This is a genomic window from Methylotuvimicrobium sp. (assembly GCF_050611805.1).
Lineage (GTDB): Bacteria > Pseudomonadota > Gammaproteobacteria > Methylococcales > Methylomonadaceae > Methylotuvimicrobium.
On the sequence record NZ_JBNGHF010000021.1, the window covers coordinates 1 to 22,681 of the forward strand.

The following is a 22,681-nucleotide window of genomic DNA, read 5'->3' on the forward strand; positions in this document are numbered from 1 at the left end:
GATAATTTAGGTGCTGGGTTCACGGCGTCCTGTCAAGCGAGTCGCCGAACCACCACAATGCCTAAAACTTGTAGAAGTAAATTTATGTATATTCCTAAGTAACTATTCAGTCCCCCCGGCAATTATCGTTCCCACGCTCTGCGTGGGAACGATAGGGGGGTGTGAATAATTACACATTTAATGCTGACGAATCTTTTTATTAAACGGAGTGTGCCGAATTTGGACCGATCCCGGGTTGTCGGTATACTGAAGCGTAAGCCTTTTGTTTTCCTAAACTTTCGTTTCAAATTCATACTCATCGTAGATCAAAATTCGGCACCGGGGTGTTCGTCAAAGGACGCCGTGAATCCAGCACCTAAATTATCTAAGAAAATTAATCATAGCCAATGGGCTATGGAATTTAGGTGCTGGGTGAATACGTCCATGTAAGCTCTATGCCAGCTCCTTGCTGGTCCCTCACCTAGCGTTAGGTGAGGGACCGAACACCCCGGCGGCCTCCTTAAGCAATGCCGAAATTTGAAGTGTGAAAGGTATACGAAAGGTATGATTGATTGAATCGTCTTAAAATAGATGTCGATAGACAATAATAATTTTAGGAGCGCGCGATGGAAGATACAGGATATACAATGAAAGACGGCCGACAATGGTTTGTCGATGGTTGGAAGCTGTTTACTAAAAGCCCGCTGTTGCTGATTCTCGGTACCGTGATCTGGATTCTTCTGGAAGTCCTGCTAGCACTACTTCCAGTAATCGGTGAGATATTAGACGGTTTGATCTTTCCGGTGATGTATGGCGGATTTTTGTATGCAATTCGAGAAGTCGACGAACAGCGAAAGATAAAAATCAGCCATTTTTTCCAAGGCTTCATCGATTCGCCCAAGCTGAAACCTTTGTTGATTCTCGGCTTGTTAATGGTATTCTTCGAAATTATTGAAGCGGGATTAACGGTAACACTCGGACCTTTTACGGCACTGATACTAGCAGCGCCATTGGGCATCCTGATCATTTCAGCATTGTTGTACTCGGTGCCCCAAGTGATGTTCATCGATAGCAAGCCTGTAGATGCAATCAAAAGTAGTTATTACAACTGCGGGCGTCATATTTCGGCGATGATCACGGTTTATCTGTTCTTGATACTCTTTGCTCTGCTGTCTGTCGTTACGATTGGTTTGGCGATGATTTTAATTATACCGGTAACATTCTGCTCGCTTTATATCAGCTATAAAGCGATTTACCGGTAGCACAAAATCAAGTGTATTTTTCGGTAATTCCTGGCGGAATATTGAGTCATGTTTCATGTTGGATATGGGGTAACCCTTATATCCTAAATTGCTGTACGAACTAGTGCGTGTTTTTTGGAGTATATGAAATGGCTAGCTATGATCTGATCACTCGGCAACTCTACCCACTATCCATCACCTTGTTCGGATTGTTGTGCTTTAGTTCATCGGCTATGGCGCAGCAATATGAAGCAGTAGCGTCAGATGACGCTATTCAATCCGCTATTGAACAAGAACTTCCTTACCTGGACCGGGATTCGAAAAATTATAAAACTCCATTGGCCGGGGAAGGCTTCAAAACCGAGTTTCTGGGCGAAGAAATTATCGTCGATCCGCGTGATAGAACATCGGTAAATGCCTGGATGCTGGGTCTTCAATACAACACGCCGGGACCCGACGACCGAGATATTTTTCCGATTGGCAGTCTGTATTTTTGGCGACAGCCCGAACAAAGCAAGTTGTTTTATGCGAATATTGCCGGAGCATATAACGATTTGTTTTACGGCGAACAATTGCCCGATTGGGGCGATTTTCAATATGCATTAGCATTTAGGAATTTTACGCCGCCGAGTGCGATGAGCGAAGTCGTCGACGGACGAAGCGTACTCGATGAAGAAATGTATTGGGGCCGTTTGCAATGGGATATCGGTCTCGGCTATCGAACTCAAGTCGATCCCGGTTATAACGATAATATCTTCATGGCCAATCTGTATTTCGAGCCGGGTTTTTTATATTTCAGCAAAGGCAGCGAAGCCGCCGATAATCTACTCGCGCCTCGCGATACCGTTGAGCTCGGTTCACGCCTGGAAGTGAAATACGACGGGTTAAAACGGAATATATTGTGGCTGGCTCACGAAGGTTTTGCCGCCGGCGGAAACCTGGTCTACGGACACCGCGTGAATTGGCGCGATTGGGGGCTTGACGGCAATCAATACCGCGCTAGCGATTCTCGGGATCATTTGAGATTCGACGCCTATGCGTTAGGCGCCACCGGCGTTCCGTTTATCAATAGTGATAGACACCGGCTATTAGGCTCCGTCCATGGCGGTACGGGCGCCAATCTGGACCGATTTTCGGCGCAACGCATCGGAGGCGGTGTCAATCCGATGGGTTGGGATTTTGCCTCGACGGCCATGCCCGTGCTCCCCGGAGCTTCGGTATGGGAATATTATCCCGAACACTATTTGATCGGTAACGCCGAATACCGCTGGGAGCCGATTTTTTTCAGTTACTTGAGCTTGCACGGAACTGCGGGTTGGTTGAATCCGGTACGCAATATCGGCGGCGAATTCAAGAGAAAAGAAACGTTTTATAGCGCGGTGGGCGGTCGGCTCGCGACCGGTTTTCTCGGCGAATCGATGTTGGTCGTGGATGTTACCCATAATTTCAACGTACTAAGGGATGACGAACGTGGCGGAAGCGACATTACTTTCTTTGTGGTCAAGGAGTTTTAATGCGCCGTTACCTGAAAAATTGAGGCGCGGCGGCGGGCTATTCAACCCGCCCGGAAGGTCTTATTTTTGCACTGGACATGATTGAAACATTCAGGACAGGGTCGCTAACCCTGCCCTGCATAAACAGTTTAGAACGCATCGCGCACCTAATGCTGCTCCCCAAGCTTGAGCTTGGGGAGCCTGTTCAGGCATCTCTGGCTTCCCAACGATCGAGGTAGTTGTGAACGAACGAGTCGGGGTTGATTGAGGTTATGTCGGTCTCAGGCAGCTGGAGCTTGGGAAATAGCGGGGTGCGGGTTGGCCGTTTTTAGCTTGATGCGTATGGTTACTCAACCCGCACAGTTAGATTTTAATCCACATATTGCTTAATTCACTTCATACTAAGAAAGATGGGATTTTTGACTGCTTGCCGACAATCTATCGATGGAACTCAATCAGGTCATGCCGTGTCGTAAACGAGAATCTTTAATGCGTAGTTAATAGGGCGAAAGACTGCGTTATACAATGAACAGCCCAATTATTTTTCTTGCCTTTATCAACAAAACTCAAAAACTTATCCATGAATAAATTAACCAGCATAGTGACAACCTTGATCATCGGACTGTCCCTCGGATTGGGCAGCGTTTCGGATGCCGAAGCCAAGCGATTCGGCGGAGGCGGCTCGTTCGGCGGCAAATCCTCGTTCAACAAACCGTACCAACGCTCTGCCTCACCGGCAAAAGCGGCACCAACACGGCAACAGCAACAAGCCCAGGCCCAAAACCAAGCAGCCAAACAAAAGCTCGCTAGTCGCGGCGGCTTGATGGGCATGCTCGGCGGCCTGGCTTTGGGCGGGTTGCTTGGCGCTATGTTGTTCGGCGGCGCCTTCGAGAACTTCAATTTCATGGATATTTTAGTTTTCGGCGGTATCGCGTTTTTACTCTATAAACTGTTTGCCGCCCGCGCCAAAAATGCCGCGCGACCGGTACCGGCTTATAGTCGCGAAAGCTATGAACCGCAACAGCGCTCATCCTCAGCTTATAACGATTATGAAGCGCCTCAAGCCCAAGAGACATCACGCGCTTCGGTAGGTAATACGGGTTTCAATACCGACTTATTGTTTAAGAAAGGCCCTCAAGCCAATAACGATTCGGGGTTCGAGCCCGCTATCGAAAATCGTGAATTGATCTTGCCGGAAGGTTTCGACGAACATGCTTTCTTGAACGGTGCCGAAAATGCGTTTAGAGCTTTGCAAACCGCTTGGGACGATCGCGATCTAGCCGAAATCAGAGGCTTGACTACCGACCGCGTGTTCGCCGAAATACAGGATCAACTCAAGGCCTCAACCGATGACAACCGAACCGAGGTCGTCAGTGTTCAAGCCGAATTGCTCGACGTCCGCGAATCCGGCAGCGAACTGGAAGCGACCGTTTTGTTCGATTCCTTACTTCGCGAAGACATTTACGGACCGGAGCAAGCTGTTCGCGAAGTTTGGCATTTCGTTAAGCCGAGAAATAGCCTGCAGCCGAAATGGTACCTGGACGGCATTCAGCAAGTCGAAGAATAACCTTAACTCTAGCGATACAAGGTTCGGCGGGGCCTCCGCCGAACCTTCGCACTTTCCAAAATATGGACATTTCTCCAGCCAATCCTCAAAACCAACCGAGCCAGAGGAACGCCTCTTTGCTGCTGGTCGAAGATCATAAAAACCTGGCTCAAGCAGTCGGTGCCTATCTTGAAAGCAGCGGCTTTACGATGGATTACGCCTACGACGGATTGTGCGCACTGCATCTTGCCGCAACGCAACGCTATGACGCCATCATTCTCGATATCACGCTACCCGGCGGCATCGACGGTTTGGAAATATGTCGGAGACTGCGTAAAGACGCGCGTTTGTCGACGCCGATATTAATGCTGACCGCTCGCGATCAATTACAAGACAAGCTGGAAGGGTTTCAACGCGGTGCCGACGATTATTTGGTGAAACCGTTCGAAATGCCGGAGCTCGAAGCCCGGATCAATGCCCTAATCCGCCGAGAACGCGGCGAATTGGACGAGTCCGTTTATCAAATTCACGACTTAACCTTCAATACCAGCACAATGCAGGTCATGCGCCAAGGCCGGATTATTCAATTGTCGCCGACGTGTTTGCGGATACTGCGTATCTTGATGCGCGAATCGCCCAACCTGGTTACCCGGGAGCAATTGGAACAAGAACTCTGGGGAGAACTAATCCCGGACAGCGATACGCTCCGAAGCCATTTATACAAACTGCGCAAAAAAATCGACAAGCCGTTCGATGTGCCCTTACTCGAAACCCAATCGGGGATCGGTTATCGGTTAGTCGCACCGAATTAATCGTCTTTGCCGCTCCTACCCGATGAAACCACTGAAAGACCGCAATTTCGACCCGTTTGTCGAAAAATTCGAACAAAAAGTCTACGGCACGCCCAAAGGCGATTGGCGGCTCAAGCTGCTGAAGGAAGACCTCGACGAGTTTTACCGGGCTGCCGGACCTCTGTCGATATGGGATGCCGGATGCGGTTTTGCGCAAATCAGCCAATGGCTAGCCGAGCAAGGCCACCGTTTGACGCTATGCGACATATCGGAAAAGATGCTGGTGCGGGCGCGACAGCACTTTTCCGAAGCCGGCCTGATCGCCGAATTTCATCATGAACCCGCGCAAACGCTCGCGGCCAAACTTCCCCCATTCGATTTGGTTTTATTTCATGCGGTAATCGAATGGCTCGGCGATCCGCTGCCGGCCTTACAAGTCGTCATGAAGAAGGTCAAGCCCGGCGGCTATTTGTCGCTATTGTTCTATAACCGTAACGCGATGGTGTATACCAATGCCTTGAAAGGCCATTGGCGCTGGAGAAATCTGCTTAACGATGCCTATCTCGGCAAAGGCAAAAAACTAACGCCGCCCAATCCTCAATATCCCCACGAAGTCATCGATCGATTGCAAAGCCACGGATTTAGCATTACGGCGCATACCGGCATTCGCGTGTTTCACGATTATGTAAGCAAAGACACTTTAGACGGCAGCGATCCGGCCGAATTATTCGAATTGGAATACCGTTATTGCCGAATGCCGACCTACCGGGACATGGGGCGCTATATCCATCTATTGGCGCGCCGGCAAAGCGATAACGATTAATTCCCTGTCGCTTTCAACAACGCTTGCAAATCCTGGCCGCTCGGCATTTGATGGACGCGCAGGCCGAATTCCGGCACGACCGCTAATATATGGTCGAAAATATCGGCTTGAATACTTTCGTAATTGACCCAGCGCGTATCATTGCTGAACGCATAGATCTGAATCGGCAGTCCGTGCGCATCGGGTTCCAATTGGCGCACCATCAAAATCATCGCTTGATGAATACCGGGATGTGCCTTGAGATAGGCATTCAAATAGGCGCGGAACGTACCTAAATTAGTCAGCCGCCGGCCATTCGCAGGACAAGATAAATCGGCACGCTCCTCTGCATTGGCCTTGTCGATTTCGGCCAGTTTTCGTTCGATATAATCGGTCAGCAGCTTAGTTTTACGCAAACGAACGATATCTTCTTCGGATAAAAACGCAACGCTAGCGACATCGATGCGAATACTGCGCATAATGCGCCGGCCGCCGGATTCTTGCATGCCGCGCCAGTTTTTAAACGAATCGGATATCAAGGCGTAAGTCGGGATCGTGGTAATCGTTCGGTCCCAATTCTGCACCTTGACGGTAGTCAAGCCGATATCGATCACATCGCCGTCGGCGCCGTATTTGGACATTTCCAGCCAGTCGCCGACGCTCAACATTTTGTTGGCCGACAGTTGAATGCCGGCAGCCAAGCCCAATAACGAATCCTTAAACACTAAGAGCAGTACTGCCGTCATCGCGCCCAAGCTGCTGAGTAAAATCACCGGCGATTTGTCGGTGATGATCGAAACAAATAAGATACAGGCAAAACCGGATGCAATCAGCTTGATGCTTTGGAAGACGCCGCGCAAAGGCCAATGTCTTGCGACGCGGTATTGATGCGCCAAGTACAGCAAGGTGTCGAGCAAAGAAAACAAGCTTAAGAGTAGATAAAACAATATCCACAATTTAGCGGCTAATTCGATACCGGATAAAAACAATGACTCCTGGGCCAGCCATAGCTGGGCTTGCCAGCGGACCAACATGGCCTGAAATACGAATGCAATGCGATTGAATAAATTTTGCTCGAATAAGGCGCGCTTCCAAACCCATTTGCTGCGATAGGCCAGTTTTTCGACTAAACGCAGAAAGACATAATGCAAAATGAGGTGGGTTAATATTGCTATGGCAACGATAGCCGCCAAAGCGATTGCCACTTTGGTGCTAGGCTCCAGATTTAAGTCTTGCAGCCATTGTGTAGCCGTATCAAACACTGATTACTCCTAAAAGAAATTCATTAAACTGCTAAATGCATTTGACTGAACAAATACGTCGAAAGTCATGATTGGACTAAAACGATATCACTGGGAATAATGGTAACCTACTTAAGCCGCATGGGGCATAACCGATTATATGAGTCATACTATGAAAAACACTTTGCTAAGCGTTTATCTTGGAATCCTAATCGCCTATTCGGGAAGCCTTAGCGCAAATCAGAAGACCATACCGCTTCCGATCGATTACCGCTTGATTCGAAATGCACTGGTCGAACAGATCTACACCGGCGCCAATCAGACTGCCCATTTATGGAAGGATAAAGGCGGCTGTAGTTTACTCGATATGTCCAACCCTAGAATCGACGGGCAACAAAACCTCGTTCGAATCGTCAATGACGTACATGCGCGCATCGGCACCGCCATGGGCGGCCAATGTCTAACCGTGTTGGATTGGACCGGCAAGCTCGAAACTTTTCAACGCGCGGTACTGGAGAACGGCGGAACTGTTTTACGCTTTCCGATCGACAAGGCGGTTGCTTACGATCCGGGCGGACAAGCATTGAGAATCGATCAGTTGCAGGATTTACTCAAGCGTTTTGCCGAACCGAAATTGGCATCGGTTAAACTCGACCTTCAAGAAATGCGAGGCGACATCGAAAAAACGCTGGCACCCGTCACGACTCCGGAAAATAAAGCGGCGGTGCAAGCCTTATTGAGCTCGCTCCGATTCAGCGAAGTCAAGGCCGGTGAAACCGGTTTGAGCGTAAAAGTCGCTTTTGAGGTTCCACAGGCAAATGCAAGAACAAACAAGCAACCCGCGCCGGTATTCAACGAAAGCGAAATGCAACAATGGAATGTAGCTTGGCAACGCTGGAACGCTTCATTATTTGAAGCGATCGATCGAGCCGCGGACGATAGGGTTTCCTCGGACGTGCGCGATACGCTTTTGGAGACTTTACTTGCGGCTAAATCGGCCTTCCACAAGGGTTTGACGAGCAACGACACGAGCGGCGGCGATCCGGTCCGGATGTTTTTCAACGATTCATGGGATCAAGTTACGCCGGTGCTGCGAACGATAGCCAAAGACGTACCCGGAGCCGAGAGCTTGCGCTTTCTGACGTTTATCACCGCAACGGATTTGCTGTACGAACTTGAAGCCATCGGCTCACCGCTCGGCTTGGACATATCGTCCGACGGATTGCGCCGTTTGGGCCGTATGCTATTGGTTAAGCAGGCCGGCGCGAATTAAAGATTCTTCTCCCGACATCCTCGTCAAGCCCATATCTTTTCCTGATTAGCAAGATGCTTCAGCTTGCCGAAGCCAAGTGTCCGAGTAGGGGCCAGTCATAGTCGCAAAAACTAAAATATGCTGTTACCCAAGCTCCAGCTCTCGCCGTTATACACAAGTATCGGTAAACTTGCTAACAGAGATCATCGTATACCTGGAAACGGTGTTGTTTGATAAATCTGCGGATATTGAACATCAGTGGCTTCGAAATCGCGACGAAGGCGTCGCTCCCACAAGGGGGCGGATGCTCTGTGGGAGCGATCCCCAGATCGTCCCTCACCTAACGCTAGGTGAGGGAAAGTCGGGAACGTTGGGCGACAAAAAATGGTATCGAGGCCTCATTGGCTAAGATTGCAAAACAGTAATTTTTTTCTGGTTCCCACGGTCCTCCGTGGGAACCCATACCTTGTCAGCCGAGGCAAGATCGGTATGCATTCCCACGCTGGAGCGGTGGGAACGAGGAAGTCAACCATAGCCAATGGACTATGGATTTAGGTGCTCGGGTTATTTTTTTCCGGAGTCGTTCTCGCCGCAGAACCCAAAGACCCGGAACGTTATATGCAGGAATTGCTGGCCGTTGAAAAACGACTCGACGCGAAGCTGCAAGCCTTGGATGAAAAACTAAAACGGCTCGAGCAACTAGAAGCAGCGCAAGCCGCCACAGCTAGTCAATCGGAGCATGCGCTACCGGAAAAAGACGTGCAAACTGCGCTTGCCCAAGCCGGATGAACCGAAGCCTAAAACCCAGAGTAACCTGCCCTCCGGCGTCAGTTACGGCAAGAACGGCTTTGAATTCAAGACCGATGACGGCAAATTCGCCTTGTCCATCCAAAACCGGATACAAGCCCGCTATGCCAATCCTTTCGACAGCGATCCGCGCTCGATCGACGATCTCGAACGCGACCAAAGCACCTTCATGATCCGCCGTGCTCGAACCAAGCTCAGAGGTCATGCCTATTGGCCATGGTTGAAATACTATTTGCAATACGACTGGTCCCAGCCGGTTTTGCGCGATTTGAATTTGACCGTGGACAAATATCCATAGGCTAAATTATGGTTCGGTCGCGGTAAGGTTTTGTATAACGACGAACGGGTGACCTCTTCAGGCAATCAGCAATTCGTCAACCGGTCGATTGTTAACGACATCTTTACGGTAGACCGGCAACAAGGGGTACAAATATTCGGCAATCTATTTCCCGGCAGCTGGCACGATATCAGTTATTATGCCGGCGTTTATACCGGACTCGGCGTCGGCGAGCGCAACAATGACGATAACAACATGATGTATTCCGGCCGCTTGCAGTGGAATGCCTTGGGTGGGGAGATGCCGTTTTCTCAATCCGATCTCGAATATCATGAAAATCCGGCTCTCAATTTCGCGTTCGCGGCGGCGACCAATCGAAGTCGATGCACCGCCTTCGAAACCGATAACCGAAGCTGCCGCGTACTACCCGGCTATAGCGTAGGCGAAGACGGACAATACCGAATCAATCAAATGATGGAAGAAGCCCGTTTCAAATGGCAAGGCCTATCGATTCAACATGAAATGCACTGGAAGGAAGTTATCGATACATTCCAAGCCAAAGGCGCCGGCGGGAGAGAAACGAATCTCATGGGGGGCTTAATCCAAGCCGGCTATTTTCCGCATTATATTTTGGCGATCGTGCCGAAGAACCTGGAATTTGCCGGACGTTATGCCTTTGTCGATCCCAATGTCGACGTCGATAACGACCGGCAACAAGAATTCAGCGGCGTAATGACTTATTTCTTCAATGGCCATAACAATAAAGTGAATTTTCAAGTCAGTCATTTGATCGTGGAAGAACCGAGGCAAGGAATCAGCCAATCGGATCAGCGGTTTTGGTTACAGTGGGATTTGTCGTTTTAGCCTGCGCCCACTTTCGTTCATTATTTTTCTATGTTTGTCTCGTTCCCAAGTTCTACTTGGGAATGCCTACCTTTAAGCTCTGCTTATCGTACGCCAATCTGAGCTTGACGGTAGACACTCCCAAACAAGCGTTTGGGAGCGAGCAATTTTGGTAGCGCTCCAGGAACTTGGAGCGAGACAAACTGACGAATTTGGATTAACGCAAATAGAGCTTTTTAAGCTCGGCATTCACAAGAGGTAATTATGCACATCCCCCTATCGTTCCCACGCTCCAGCGTGGGAACGAGAATAGCCGGGGAACTGAATACTCACCACAAGAGTGTGGCGGCAGATATTACATTTCGGGCGTCAGTAAAGCTTCTTTCAGTGCATTTGAGAACGGGTCTTTGCCGAACCAGATATTGAAATAAGCCAGCCCCTGTTCGGGGTCTTCTAAGGCTCCGAGCAGCTCATTGTTCAGAAAAAGTCTCAAACCGTTATCGGCATCATAAATTAAATCGTAAAAATCGCCTTTATCAATGTCCTTATATTGCCGATTGAACCGATCGAAAGCGTTACGCCAGGCCTGGTATCGATCGCCTAAGTTCGCTTTTAGATATTCCTCGGAAGCCTCGCGGAAGGCCTTGGCCGGAATCGAGCGCTCGTAAATAAAGCGTAATTGTTTCGGAGAATCGTTGAAAACATCGATCGGGTTCTTGCAATTGTTTAGATAAAGTTCGGCATAACCGACATGAATCCAGCGGAAAGCTTTCAATTCACCCTTACTGCAACGCGGTAGTTCGGCCTGCTGATTATTGATGCTCGAAGACAGTAAGTCTTCGGCGTATATATTGCCGAACGACATAAACCCTAACAAGATCGCTAGTCGTGTAAACCGTTTTTTATCCATTGTAATACTCCTCCGATAATCGGAACCTGTAGAAAAAAGCCTTGCGTGCTGTCCCAGTAGTCTTGATGCAGGACGATTTTGCCATGATCGTCGAAACGCAAATGGCTAAAGCCTATCGTCGTGACATCCTTGCTTCGACCCAACAGCGTGAACCGAGTTCGCATGTTCCAGCGCACAAACGCATCGTCGCCTTGTTCGAATACCGACATAACTTCAATACTGATCGAATCGAGGTTTTTCTGGGTTTGTTCTAGATAACTCTGTAGGGCTTGCCGGTCATGCAGGGTTACAAGCGTATCGTTAAAATACAGCTGCTCGGCATAGGTATTTTCAACCTTAGTCTTGATCGGCAATACTTCCAAGTTGTCGTATAACTCGACAAAATGCCTGATTTTAGGATGTTTTCCGGCATTCTGTTCGGCCGGAGCCATCGCTAAATACTCGCGCATCGGATTCGGTTCGACGCTGCTGCAGCCGGTCAGCGCGAGTAATATGCCGAATAATGATGTCATTTTTTTCATCGTCCACTCCGTTATTCAATTTTCTGCAGAGTGTTACCGATCTCTATGCACTATTGTGTGAACAAATCGCACGCAGGCGTTCACATATTTTTCACACGCTTAGTATTCTAATGACCAACATACTCTTAGGATTTCGTGAAAAATAACTTCCTGGAGCTATGAGTCTTGTAGCGGGTTCGGTAACTCGCTTGACAGGACGCCGTGAATACGTCCGTGTAGGCTTGACGGCGGCTTTCCCTGCCGCCGACACCTGTCAATCGAGCAACCGAACCTGCTTACCGCGTATTAAAAATAGGGAATTTATTTATGACCGAATCCTTAAATGAAAGAGTAAGTTTTATGAGATTACTAAAATGTTTATACAAAACGCATTAACAAAATTTTTCGCCTGGTTCGACAGCAGTAGTGTCGAAACCAGCAATGACGCCAGCGAGGCCGTCGATTGGTTTCGCGTGATTCCGTTCATACTCATGCATGTCGCGTGCCTGTTGGTATTCGTAGTGGGCTGGAGCCCGATCGTGATTGTCGTGGCGCTGTTCTCCTACTTCATTCGCATGTTCGCGATTACGGCATTCTATCATCGCTACTTCTCGCACAAGGCATTTCGAACCACCCGCGTGTGCCAGTTTCTTTTCGGTTTGCTCGGTTCAACCGCGACGCAACGCGGCCCAATCTGGTGGGCGTCGCACCATCGCCGTCATCACCGTTATTCCGACACCGATCGCGACATGCACAGCCCGCGTAAAGGTTTCTGGTGGAGCCACATGGGCTGGTTTATGAGCACCAAGCACTTTGTTACCCGCGAGCAATGGGTGCGCGATCTGATTAAGTTTCCCGAGCTACGATTCCTGGACCGCTTCGACATCGTGATTCCTGTGCTCTATGCAGTCGCGTTGTGGGGTCTGGGTAAATGGCTCGAAATCGCTTTTCCGGAACTCGGTACGACCGGCTGGCAAATGTTGATTTGGGGTTATTTCGTGTCGACGATAGTGCTGATCCATTGCACGCTGTTCATCAATTCGCTGTCGCATGTCTGGGGCAACCAACGTTATAAAACCGGCGACGACAGCCGCAACAACGGTTTTTTGGCACTGATCACGCTCGGCGAAGGCTGGCACAACAATCATCACCATTATCCGGTCTCGGCTCGCCAAGGCTTTTATTGGTGGGAGATCGATATTAGCTATTACTTGCTGAAACTGATGTCTTGGTGTGGTTTGATCTGGGACCTGCAACCGGTTCCGGTTTCACGCTTGAATTCGAATCGCTGGGATGAAGGAGACAAAGCATGAACATCGCGATCGTCGGCAGCGGGATCTCCGGCATTTATGCGGCCCATTATCTGGCCAAGCAGCATGAGGTTACGCTGTATGAAGCCAATACTTACCTGGGCGGCCATACCGATACGCACAATATCGTCTTGGACGACCGCCAATTTTCGGTCGATACCGGCTTCATAGTATTCAACGAACACAACTACATCCATTTCTGCCGCTTTCTGAACGAATTGGGCGTGGCTTCGCAGCCTTCGGATATGAGCTTTAGCGTGGCCGATGCGAAAACCGGCCTCGAATACAATGCTACGACGGTCGACAAGTTATTCTGTCAACGTCGCAATCTGTTCAGTCCACGCTTTTACCGGATGATCGCCGATATTTTCCGCTTTTACCGCGAAGCGCCGGCCTTATTGAAAAGCGGGGACGATGCGCTGACCTTGGGTGAGTACCTGCAACAAAACCGTTACAGCGAAGCCTTCATCGACGACCATATTTTGCCGATGGCTTGCGCCTTATGGTCGGGGCCGCCGGAAAGTCTGAAAAACTTTCCGGCACGCTATTTCGTTGCATTCATGAACAATCACCGCATGCTGAAAATCGATGACCGGCCGCTATGGCGCACGGTCAAAGGCGGCTCGTCGACCTATGTCGAAGCATTCAAGCAGCGCTTCGGCGGCGAACTCCGGCTAAATAGTCCGGTACGATCGATCGCACGGGACAATAACGGCGTCACGATCATCGGCGAGAGTGGCGAGCGGCGTTTCGACCACGTCGTCATGGCTTGTCACGGCGATCAAACGCTTCGGCTCTTGTCCGATCCGAGCCCGGAAGAGACCGAAATACTCGGTGCGTTCTCATTTCAGGACAACGATACGGTACTGCATACCGATGCGGGGTTGATGCCGAGGCATCCGAAGGCCTGGGCAAGTTGGAATGCGTTGAAACCTGCTGGGGCTCAGGCGAATTGTACTGTGACTTATTATATGAATTTGCTGCAAAATCTAGACGCTCCTGAGCCGTTGCTGGTGTCGCTGAATTGCACGGACCGTATTGATCCGTCGAAAATTTTGATGCAGCGGCATTATCGACATCCAGTGTACACCCCGGAAAGCCTGGCCGCGCAAAAAAGACATGCCGATATCAATGGCCATAACCGCACGTTTTATGCAGGCGCCTATTGGGGTTGGGGCTTTCATGAAGACGGCGCGGCCAGTGCGCAGTTGGCGATCGATAAACTGAACGCGCCATCATGAACGCGCTGCACAGCCGCATCGGCAAAGGTTGGGTGCGCCACCGGCGCCACTTGCCGAAACCGCATGCTTTCCGCTATCCCTTGTTCATGTCGTGGCTCGATCTCGACGAATTAGATCAGGTCATCGATAAAAGCCGTTTTTGGTCGAAGCAACGCTTTAATCTGGTCGCCTATTATCGCGAAGACTATCTTGGGCCTACGGATTCGGATTTGCGAGACGCGGTAAAAACCCGAATTGAACAACAAACCGGTGAAATGTTTGAAGGACGCATTTGCTTGCTTACGCATCTGAGATACTTAGGCGTTGCATTCAATCCGGTCAGTTTTTATTTTTGTTTTCCCAAAAGCGAGGATCAGCCTCGCTTCATTCTCGCCGAAATTACCAATACACCCTGGGGCGAACGGTTTTGTTATGTCTTGGATACTCGGCAAAGCACGGCCCAAAACGGTAAATGGACCTTCGAGTTCGGCAAAGCTTTTCACGTATCGCCGTTCATGCCGATGGACATCGATTACCGATGGCGGTTCGCCTTTTCCGGCGATAAGTTGACGATACACATGCAATTGTACCGCCTGGCGCAATGCTGTTTCGATGCTACCCTGCAACTGGACATGCTCGACCCATCCCCGAAAATGATGCGCTCGGTGCCGTTGCGATTTCCTTTCATCACTTGCGCCATCGTTTTTAGGATTTATTGGCATGCTTTCCGGCTTTGGCTGAAAGGCATACCGTTTTATTCGCATCCCGATAAACAAACCGAATGACATCAAGGAGATAAGCATGAATGCCACAACCGCCGAAATAAGCAAGAACCCGGCTAGATTCGATTTGCTGCTGCGCAAAGCGCTACTGAATAAACTCAGTCATTTGCAAGATTCCCAATTAACGGTGACCGACTCGCTCGGCAAAGTCGTGTTGGGTAGTCCCGGTCAAGATGGCCTCAGCGCCGAGATCGAAGTCTTCGATATGAGTTTTTACCGGCAGATATCGTTAGGCGGCTCGATCGGCGCCGCCGAATCCTATATGGACAAATTATGGCAAACCGACGATTTGACTTCGGTGATCCGAATTTTGGTGCGCAATCGAGACCTGTTAGACAGCATGGAAGGCGGGCTGGCAACCTTAACCAATACTCTGTTGAAATTCTGGCATTTCGCGCGCCGAAACTCCAAGCATGGCTCGCGCAAAAATATCGCCGCGCATTACGATTTGGGTAATGATTTGTTTTCGTTGTTTTTAGACAAGCACGGGATGTATTCGTCGGCAACTTATCACGACTTGGAGCTAAGCCTCGAAGAAGCCTCGACAGCCAAGTTGGAGCGTATTTGCCGAAAATTGGATTTAAAGCCCAACGATAATGTCCTCGAAATCGGCACAGGTTGGGGCGGCTTTGCCACTTATGCCGCCAAGCATTACGGCTGCCGCATAACGACTACGACCATCTCGAAAGAACAGTTCGAGGCCGCGCGTCAACGCATCGACGATGAAGGAGTCGCCGATCGCGTGACAGTGCTGATGGAGGATTACCGGGATTTGACCGGAGTTTACGACAAGCTGGTGTCGATAGAAATGATCGAAGCGGTTGGACATCATTATCTCGATACTTACCTCAAGCAGTGCGCGAACTTACTAAAACCGAACGGCCTGGCCTTGATTCAGGCGATTACGATCGAAGATCAGCGCTATAAACAGGCTTTGAAGAGTGTCGACTTTATCAAACGCTATATTTTTCCGGGCAGTTTCATTCCTTGCATCAACGCGATTATCGCCAGCGCGTCGCGGAGCACCGATTTGCGCTTGATCAATTTAGAAGATCAAGGCGAAAGTTATGCACTAACATTAAAAGCCTGGCGCGAACGTTTCATGGCTTCGCTCGATAAGGTTCGGGAACAAGGCTACGACGAACAATTCATCAGGATGTGGGAGTTTTATTTGTGTTATTGCGAAGGCGGCTTTTGGGAAAAATCGATTTCCAACGTGCAATTGCTGCTGGCCAAACCTAGCAATCGCCGCGAACAATGGCTGCCTCGTTATGAATCGCAATAACCTCATTAATATGGCTTGGATGCAAGGCTTGTGGTTTGCCGCGGTCTTGTCGGCGGCGTCAAACCAGTTTTGGCCGGCACCGGTTATTTTATTGTTGTTCGGGTTGTGGCATACCCGCCCTGCGATTCATGTCGCCGGCGATTTTCGTTTGGTGCCGGCTGCGTTAGTGCTCGGCATGATTTTGGATAGCGCCTGGATTCGGATCGGTTGGCTTCAATATGCGTCTCCTTGGCCGGATACCGATTACGCGCCTTTATGGATTTTACTGCTTTGGTTCGGCTTGGCGCTAACCTTGAATCATTCTTTGGCTTGGTTGCAGTCGCGTCTTTGGTTAGCCGGACTGCTCGGCGGCATTACGTGTCCGTTTTCTTATTGGGCGGCGGCGAGACTCGGTGCGCTCAATATCACTGAGAACTCCGGAGTTTGGATCTTCGGCCTGGCTTTGAGTTGGGCAGCGGCGCTACCGCTTTTGTTATGGATGGCGCGTGTAATCAGACAAAAAAATCATCCACTGGAGACGAAACATGTTTAGTTTAATCGTAATCGCGTTACTAAGTACCGTCGCGATGTTAATGGCCTGGGTGTGGCAGCAAAACCATAAGAACGCCGGTATCGTCGATGTGATTTGGTCATTCGGGATGATGTTGGCGGGGCCATGGTATGCGTTGACCGGGACCGCGCCTCTGTATTTACAGCTCAGCCTGGCTTTTCTGACGTTCGCCTGGTTTTTGCGATTGGGAAGTCATTTGTCTGCACGGGTATTCGGAGAGCCGGAAGACGGCCGTTACCAAGCGATGCGGGCAGCGATGCAGGATAAGGCCGATAGCGGGTTTTTGCAGTTTTTTTTATTGCAAGCCGGTTTTATCTGGGTGTTGTCCCTTCCTTTTTGGGCGGTCGCGCATACTCGCGACCCTAATACTGTCATGGTTTTTTGCGCATTAGTGGTTGCCTGTTTGGCCTTGTGGGGCGAAACCACGGCAGACCGGCAATTGGCCGAATTTCGGAAAAATCCCGATAATCGCGGACTGACTTGCCGAACGGGTTGGTGGCGTTATTCCCGGCATCCGAATTATTTTTTTGAATGGCTGCACTGGTTCGCATACCCGTTGATGGGCTGGGGCGGAGAATATCAATACTGGCTATGGCTCGCGCCGGTCGTGATGTTTTGCTTTTTGTATTTTTTGACGGGTATCCCCTATACCGAACAACAAGCCTTGCGTTCTCGCGGCGATGATTACCGCCGCTATCAACAAACCACCAGCAAATTTTTGCCATGGTACCCGAAATCGACCTCTCCTTTGCAAAATCGATTTTCTATGTTGAATGCGATCGAACTGGCCGAGCGAGGTTTAATTCCGGACGCATTGATGCGAATCGGTATCCGAAATTTGTTGAGGCAACGTCTTAAAGACGAATGCGCGAATGATGTCGAAAAGCAAAGCTTGCGTTACCTATCGTTGCTACAAACTCTGAGAGAAAGCCCTATCGCGATAGAAACCGATGCGGCCAATCGCCAACATTACGAAGTTCCGGCAGCTTTTTATCGACATGCACTGGGCAAGCATCTGAAATATTCGTCGTGTTACTGGGACGAAACGACTCAAACACTCGATGAAGCCGAAGCGCGGATGCTAAGGCTGACTTGCGAACGGGCGGAATTGGTGGCCGGCCAGCAAATACTTGAGTTGGGTTGCGGCTGGGGTTCGTTGACTTTATGGATGGCCGAGCATTATCCCGGTAGTACAATTACGGCAGTATCGAACTCGAATAGTCAACGCGAATATATCCTCGAACAGGCGAAGCTAAGGGGATTGCGTAATCTCGATGTAATCACCTGCGACGTGAATCTCTTGTCATTGACTGAACAGTACGATCGCGTCGTTTCGGTGGAAATGTTCGAACATATGCGTAATTACGAGCATTTAATGAGCAATATCGCCAGCTGGTTGAAGCCCGGCGGCAAGCTGTTCGTACATATTTTTTGTCACCGTTATTTGGCCTATCCGTTCGAAACCGAGGGCGACGACAATTGGATGGGGCGCTATTTTTTCACCGGCGGATTGATGCCGGCCCGGGACACCCTACTGCATTTTCAAGGCCGGCTGCAGATAGAATGCCAATGGGACGTTTCCGGCCAACATTATCAAAAAACGTCCGAAGCCTGGTTGAGCAACATGGACCGACACCCGTCCGAAATCGATCGGATTTTTGCGGAAACCTACGGGCAGGAACAAGCAGCCGTTTGGCGGCAGCGTTGGCGCTTGTTTTTTATGGCCTGTGCCGAATTGTTCGGTTATCGGGGCGGGAACGAATGGTTGGTTACCCACTATCTCTTTATCAGGCCGAGTGAATGATGAGAAAGCAAGGTCTGCAATATAAACTGATTAAGGCTTTTTTACTGCAGATTCTGTTGATCAGTGTTGCGACGCTAATGGGTGTATTTGCCGCCGCTAAAATCGTCGAAGATGTTCTGGTTCGCGAAGCCTTGCAAGGCGAAGCCGATCATTTTTGGGAACGCTACCGACAAAACCCGAATTTTTCCGCACCCGATACGCTCAATATGAGCGGTTATCTGGCTTCCAACGGCGATTTTTCTAAGGTTCCCGAAACATTACGACTGCTGCAGCCCGGCTTCGGTCGTGCTTTAATAGATGGACGGCAGCCGATCGTGTATATCGAGGATAATGACGATTCGCGGCTGTATTTAGTCTTCGATGAACAGCAAGTCGCAGCCTTGTCGTTTTATTTCGGTGTCGTGCCGCTGAGCTTAGTGTTGGTTCTGATTTACGTGTTCGCCTGGATGTCCTATCGCCAATCGAGGGACGCGATCTCGCCGGTGATCTCACTCGCGCATATCGTCGAAAGTTTCGACTTCAAAAAACAAGGACTCGCCGAACTGGATTTGAGCGAATTTCGACAAACTACCGACAGCGATGTCGCCAAGCTGGTCGATGCTTTAGACCACTTTACCGAGCGCTTGGAATTGTTCATCGAACGCGAACGAAATTTTACCCGCGACGCTAGCCACGAACTCAGAACGCCGCTGGCCGTCATCAAAAGCTCGTTAGCCTTGTTGCATAAGCGCTCGGATTACCAGCCTAACGAACAAAGATCGTTGCAAACGATAGAAAATACGCTACGCGACATGGAAGGCTTGATCGATACGTTGTTATTACTGGCCCGCGAGGAGTGTTCACCGCTGCCCGAGGATGATGTGTTGATTAACGATCTGCTCAGCAATCTGGTTGAGCAAGTCGGCAGGGCGGTCACCAACGATAAAATCAGTGTCGAAGTCGAACAAAATTGTTTGTTGTCGGTGCCGGCCGCTGAAAAAGTCTTGAGTATCTTATTGACCAATTTACTGCGCAACGCATTTAGCTATACCCAGGCAGGCACGGTTTGCATTACTATCGACGAAAATCGCGTCACAATCGCAGATACCGGCATCGGCATGGAGCAAAAACAACTCAAGCAGGTATTCGAACCCTTCTATCGCGCTCAAGACGGTCAAAACGGCCACGGCTTAGGGTTGACGATCGTCAAGCGGCTTTGCAATCGTTTCGGCTGGAAACTCAAAATTCGCAGTAAACCCGGCGAAGGCACGGCTATATCGGTGGTTTTTCCGAAAGCGCGCCGGGTCGGGGGGAAAAGAAATTAAAAGTTTTTCCTGCTTGCAAAGAATCGCCGGATTAGCAGAGGCGAGCAAAGATCAAGAGAAAAACCTCTTGGCCGGGCACTGCCGGGAAACCGGGCGGCAAACAGAGAAAACCAACATTACCCTACTGGGCAGGGAGTGTCTGCCCTAATCATCAAACCTCTGTTTTCGCGCTCGACAATTTTTTACATGCCGAGTAGTATCTTGAAGTCATTGGTTTGTCTTTATTTCAGAGGTGTCTTATGAGTCCCAAAAAACGATTTTTTATCGGCGGGTTCGGGGCACTGATGCCTGTGCTTGTTTCATTACTGGCAATCGATATCGGCGCAATATTCGATGACGAAAGCACTCTCACAACCGGTAATATCATCGGTGTTTTCATTCGCTATATCATATTATTTCTGATCGGCGGGTTTATAGCATACCTACATGAAGACGAAATAAAGCCGTTCAAGCTATTCGAAATAGGCATTGCCGCACCTGCACTAATTTCTTCATTAATCACCGCGCAAAGTGCGACGGCAACGGCAACAGTCGATACGACCGAAAAGATATCTTGGTCGATCATTGCTTCGGCTTACGCAGCCGACGAATCGAAAGAGTCGAGTTTTGTTTCCGATATATTCAAAGGAATTACCGGATCGATCTATCGAGCTCCAACCGAAAGAAAAACAGAAACACCGCAAAAACCCGTGCCGGAGCCGATCCGCCCTAAGCCTTCTCCTTCAAAGCCTGAGAATGTTCAATCTATCCGACTCAGATCCTTATACAGCCAAGCACGGGATGAGATGGACCAAAGCGAAGCCTTGGCGCTTGAAATTAAGGCGCTGGAATCGGAACTAAAAGCCGCCAAAAGCACCGTTGCCGAACTTGAAAAGCAAATTCGGGAAAAAAATACGCTTCTAGACCTTATAAAACGGGGCTCAGGTAATTGAGATTATACCGATCGTAGATCAAAATTCGGCACCGGGGTGACCATCAAAGGACGACATTAATACGTCCATGCTGGCTCTATGCCAGCATCCATGCTGATCCCTCTCCTAGCGTTAGGTGTGGGGCCGATCACCCGGCGCCTCCTTAAGGATTGCCGAAATTTAAAGTGCGAAAGGTATAAATAGGAATCTCAGCAAGCAAGCTTCGGACTTCAAGAAAATAGAGTTGTTGATCGACCGATTAACTTGGCAATATGTACATGGGAATCTTTATTACCCAAGACACTATCTTTTTCCACATTATCATTAAATTCCTCAACCGCTTTCTCTGATACCTGGCTTTTAAAGTAACGCTCATGAAGGCCAGGTTATCTCCCCTGCAAATAAAAGTTCGAAACGCGTGGAGAGGGTGCGCTGAAAAACACCGAAACTACCGTTCATTAATTTCAACTCATGCGACAACTATCCTGACGCAGGGGCACAGGTCCCATAGGGGCACCAATTAGTCAAAGTGGAAAAAAAAGAGTAGTGTATAAACGCCAATGAATGCAAAGGCTATCATTTATGAATACGAATCGAAAAGAAAACTTTAATCCCGAAAAAGGTTATGTAGCGCTTCTTGGCTGGAGCATTAACGCCATTGAAGCCGCTGACCGTTTTGACCGACGCTATGTGGTGGTGGCTCCCGATTGGGCCGAGAATTACTGCAAAGAACACGATATTCCCTATATTCCCTGGAACTTTGAGCGGCTTAACGATCGCTCCATGGAAATTGCGCAAACCTTGAAAGACATGGGAGTGGATGTTTCAATTCCGCTGTTCGAGGAAACGGTGGAATGGGCCGGCGCGATCAATTCGGTACTGCTGGATAACCCTCGCCTTTTCGGCCAGGCCATGTTATTGCGCGATAAGGCGCTAATGAAACGGCGCGCTCAACTGGGCGGTATCCGCGTGGGTATTTTCGAGGAGGCACACGATAGAGAGGATGTGGTACGTTTTCTCAAACGCGTGAACCAAACCCTTCTCAAACTGGATGGTGACCCCAACGACCCCATTCATCTCAAAGCCTTCGACAAGGCCGGTTGTTTGGGGCACAGAGTGATTCGCACGCCCGACGAGGTGGATACCATTCCCGATGAAGAATTCCCCGTGCTCATGGAATCCCACTTGGACGGCTGGGAATTCGCAGTAGAAGCCTGGATTCATAACGGCAAAATTCATTTTTTGAATATTTCCGAGTACGTGACCCTGGGTTATTCGGTGTTTGTTCCCGCCACCCCTGAACTAGAAAAATACCGGGCCCAGATTACCACCCAAATTGAAAAACTGATCAAGGCATTCGATATCGATTTCGGCTTTGTCCATCCTGAGTACTTTGTAACCAACGATGGCGAAATGTACTTCGGAGAGGTGGCCTATCGTCCACCCGGATTCAAGGTATTCGAGCTACTTGAACGGGCCTATGGCTTCAATGCCTATCAGGGCCTGATCTTGTCCTTCGACCCGAAAACCACCGAAGAAGAAATCACGGCATTTTTCCCCAAAGAAGTAGTAGATGCCAAAGGTGTTGCCGGCTGTTTTGGAGTCTATCCACGGCGCCGCGTTGTTAGTAGACTGGAGATCCCCGAGGAGACCGAAGAGCACGAGTATTTCGAGTCTCACGAATTGACACCACCTCTGGAAGAAACCGTGACCAAACGCACCGCCTTTGGCACTCACTGGGGACTGGTCTACTTTTTCGGTCACGATCCTCACGTTATGAGAGACTTATTGAAGCATCAGGAAGAGCTCGATTTTTATGTATAATCTGCCTCT

21 protein-coding genes are annotated in these 22,681 nt (G+C 49.5%); 18 read left to right on the top strand and 3 right to left on the bottom strand.

Annotated features, from left to right (window positions below):
- Positions 1–605 precede the first annotated feature (605 nt).
- From ACRJJO_RS11740 to ACRJJO_RS11760, 5 genes are all read left to right on the top strand, one after another.
- A complete protein-coding gene (locus ACRJJO_RS11740; protein WP_431065923.1) occupies positions 606–1,241 on the top strand; it encodes a BPSS1780 family membrane protein in 636 nt (211 codons plus the stop codon).
- Between the two features lie 128 nt (positions 1,242–1,369).
- Positions 1,370–2,734, top strand: coding sequence for a hypothetical protein (locus tag ACRJJO_RS11745; protein ID WP_431065924.1), 1,365 nt, complete (start codon positions 1,370–1,372; stop codon positions 2,732–2,734).
- A gap of 559 nt (positions 2,735–3,293) precedes the next feature.
- Entirely contained in the window at positions 3,294–4,280 is a 987-nt protein-coding gene (locus ACRJJO_RS11750; protein WP_431065925.1) for a Tim44 domain-containing protein, read from the top strand.
- Between the two features lie 62 nt (positions 4,281–4,342).
- On the top strand, positions 4,343–5,071 hold the full coding sequence (locus ACRJJO_RS11755; RefSeq protein WP_431065926.1) for a response regulator transcription factor: 729 nt from the start codon (positions 4,343–4,345) through the stop codon (positions 5,069–5,071).
- A 22-nt stretch (positions 5,072–5,093) separates the two neighbouring features.
- Complete coding sequence (locus ACRJJO_RS11760; protein WP_431065927.1) at positions 5,094–5,873, top strand: methyltransferase domain-containing protein; 780 nt, start codon at positions 5,094–5,096, stop codon at positions 5,871–5,873.
- On the opposite strand, the gene ACRJJO_RS11765 is transcribed toward ACRJJO_RS11760, so the two are convergent.
- Complete coding sequence (locus tag ACRJJO_RS11765; protein WP_431065928.1) at positions 5,870–7,114, bottom strand: mechanosensitive ion channel family protein; 1,245 nt, start codon at positions 7,112–7,114, stop codon at positions 5,870–5,872. The two genes, ACRJJO_RS11760 and ACRJJO_RS11765, sit on opposite strands and share 4 nt — an antisense overlap.
- A gap of 151 nt (positions 7,115–7,265) precedes the next feature.
- Between ACRJJO_RS11765 and ACRJJO_RS11770 the strand changes: the two genes are divergently transcribed.
- From ACRJJO_RS11770 to ACRJJO_RS11785, 4 genes are all read left to right on the top strand, one after another.
- Positions 7,266–8,366, top strand: a complete 1,101-nt coding sequence (locus ACRJJO_RS11770; protein ID WP_431065929.1) for a hypothetical protein — start codon at positions 7,266–7,268, stop codon at positions 8,364–8,366.
- A 534-nt stretch (positions 8,367–8,900) separates the two neighbouring features.
- A complete protein-coding gene (locus ACRJJO_RS11775; RefSeq protein ID WP_431065930.1) occupies positions 8,901–9,134 on the top strand; it encodes a hypothetical protein in 234 nt (77 codons plus the stop codon).
- Positions 9,118–9,450 (top strand): hypothetical protein, encoded by a 333-nt coding sequence (locus ACRJJO_RS11780; protein WP_431065931.1) that lies wholly within the window; start codon positions 9,118–9,120, stop codon positions 9,448–9,450. Before ACRJJO_RS11775 ends, ACRJJO_RS11780 begins: the two co-directional genes overlap by 17 nt.
- A 30-nt stretch (positions 9,451–9,480) precedes the next feature.
- On the top strand, positions 9,481–10,293 hold the full coding sequence (locus tag ACRJJO_RS11785; RefSeq protein WP_431065932.1) for a hypothetical protein: 813 nt from the start codon (positions 9,481–9,483) through the stop codon (positions 10,291–10,293).
- A gap of 334 nt (positions 10,294–10,627) precedes the next feature.
- Here ACRJJO_RS11785 and ACRJJO_RS11790 read toward each other — a convergent pair whose 3' ends face one another.
- Together ACRJJO_RS11790 and ACRJJO_RS11795 are read right to left on the bottom strand one after the other, a co-directional pair.
- Complete coding sequence (locus ACRJJO_RS11790; protein WP_431065933.1) at positions 10,628–11,182, bottom strand: chalcone isomerase family protein; 555 nt, start codon at positions 11,180–11,182, stop codon at positions 10,628–10,630.
- On the bottom strand, positions 11,155–11,703 hold the full coding sequence (locus tag ACRJJO_RS11795) for a nuclear transport factor 2 family protein (protein ID WP_431065934.1): 549 nt from the start codon (positions 11,701–11,703) through the stop codon (positions 11,155–11,157). The genes ACRJJO_RS11790 and ACRJJO_RS11795 overlap by 28 nt, the downstream gene beginning before the upstream one ends.
- A 353-nt stretch (positions 11,704–12,056) precedes the next feature.
- Here ACRJJO_RS11795 and ACRJJO_RS11800 point away from each other — a divergent pair, with 353 nt between their 5' ends.
- From ACRJJO_RS11800 to ACRJJO_RS11840, 9 genes are all read left to right on the top strand, one after another.
- Positions 12,057–12,995 carry an acyl-CoA desaturase gene (locus ACRJJO_RS11800; protein WP_431065935.1) on the top strand — a complete coding sequence of 313 codons (939 nt, stop codon included), beginning with the start codon at positions 12,057–12,059 and terminating at the stop codon, positions 12,993–12,995.
- Positions 12,992–14,233 carry an NAD(P)/FAD-dependent oxidoreductase gene (locus tag ACRJJO_RS11805; RefSeq protein WP_431065936.1) on the top strand — a complete coding sequence of 414 codons (1,242 nt, stop codon included), beginning with the start codon at positions 12,992–12,994 and terminating at the stop codon, positions 14,231–14,233. Before ACRJJO_RS11800 ends, ACRJJO_RS11805 begins: the two co-directional genes overlap by 4 nt.
- On the top strand, positions 14,230–14,997 hold the full coding sequence (locus tag ACRJJO_RS11810) for a DUF1365 domain-containing protein (protein ID WP_431065937.1): 768 nt from the start codon (positions 14,230–14,232) through the stop codon (positions 14,995–14,997). The genes ACRJJO_RS11805 and ACRJJO_RS11810 overlap by 4 nt, the downstream gene beginning before the upstream one ends.
- Before the next feature lie 16 nt (positions 14,998–15,013).
- Positions 15,014–16,279: a class I SAM-dependent methyltransferase gene (locus tag ACRJJO_RS11815; RefSeq protein ID WP_431065938.1), complete on the top strand. Its 1,266-nt coding sequence runs from the start codon at positions 15,014–15,016 to the stop codon at positions 16,277–16,279.
- Positions 16,266–16,811, top strand: coding sequence for a DUF2878 domain-containing protein (locus tag ACRJJO_RS11820; protein WP_431065939.1), 546 nt, complete (start codon positions 16,266–16,268; stop codon positions 16,809–16,811). Before ACRJJO_RS11815 ends, ACRJJO_RS11820 begins: the two co-directional genes overlap by 14 nt.
- Positions 16,804–18,633 (top strand): DUF1295 domain-containing protein, encoded by a 1,830-nt coding sequence (locus ACRJJO_RS11825; protein WP_431065940.1) that lies wholly within the window; start codon positions 16,804–16,806, stop codon positions 18,631–18,633. The genes ACRJJO_RS11820 and ACRJJO_RS11825 overlap by 8 nt, the downstream gene beginning before the upstream one ends.
- The gene (locus ACRJJO_RS11830) at positions 18,630–19,937 is read left to right on the top strand and encodes a sensor histidine kinase (protein WP_431065941.1); all 1,308 of its coding nucleotides are present in this window, start codon (positions 18,630–18,632) and stop codon (positions 19,935–19,937) included. Before ACRJJO_RS11825 ends, ACRJJO_RS11830 begins: the two co-directional genes overlap by 4 nt.
- A 239-nt stretch (positions 19,938–20,176) precedes the next feature.
- Positions 20,177–20,869, top strand: coding sequence for a hypothetical protein (locus ACRJJO_RS11835; protein WP_431065942.1), 693 nt, complete (start codon positions 20,177–20,179; stop codon positions 20,867–20,869).
- Positions 20,870–21,430: 561 nt separating this feature from the next.
- Entirely contained in the window at positions 21,431–22,672 is a 1,242-nt protein-coding gene (locus tag ACRJJO_RS11840; RefSeq protein ID WP_431065943.1) for an ATP-grasp domain-containing protein, read from the top strand.
- Positions 22,673–22,681 lie beyond the last annotated feature (9 nt).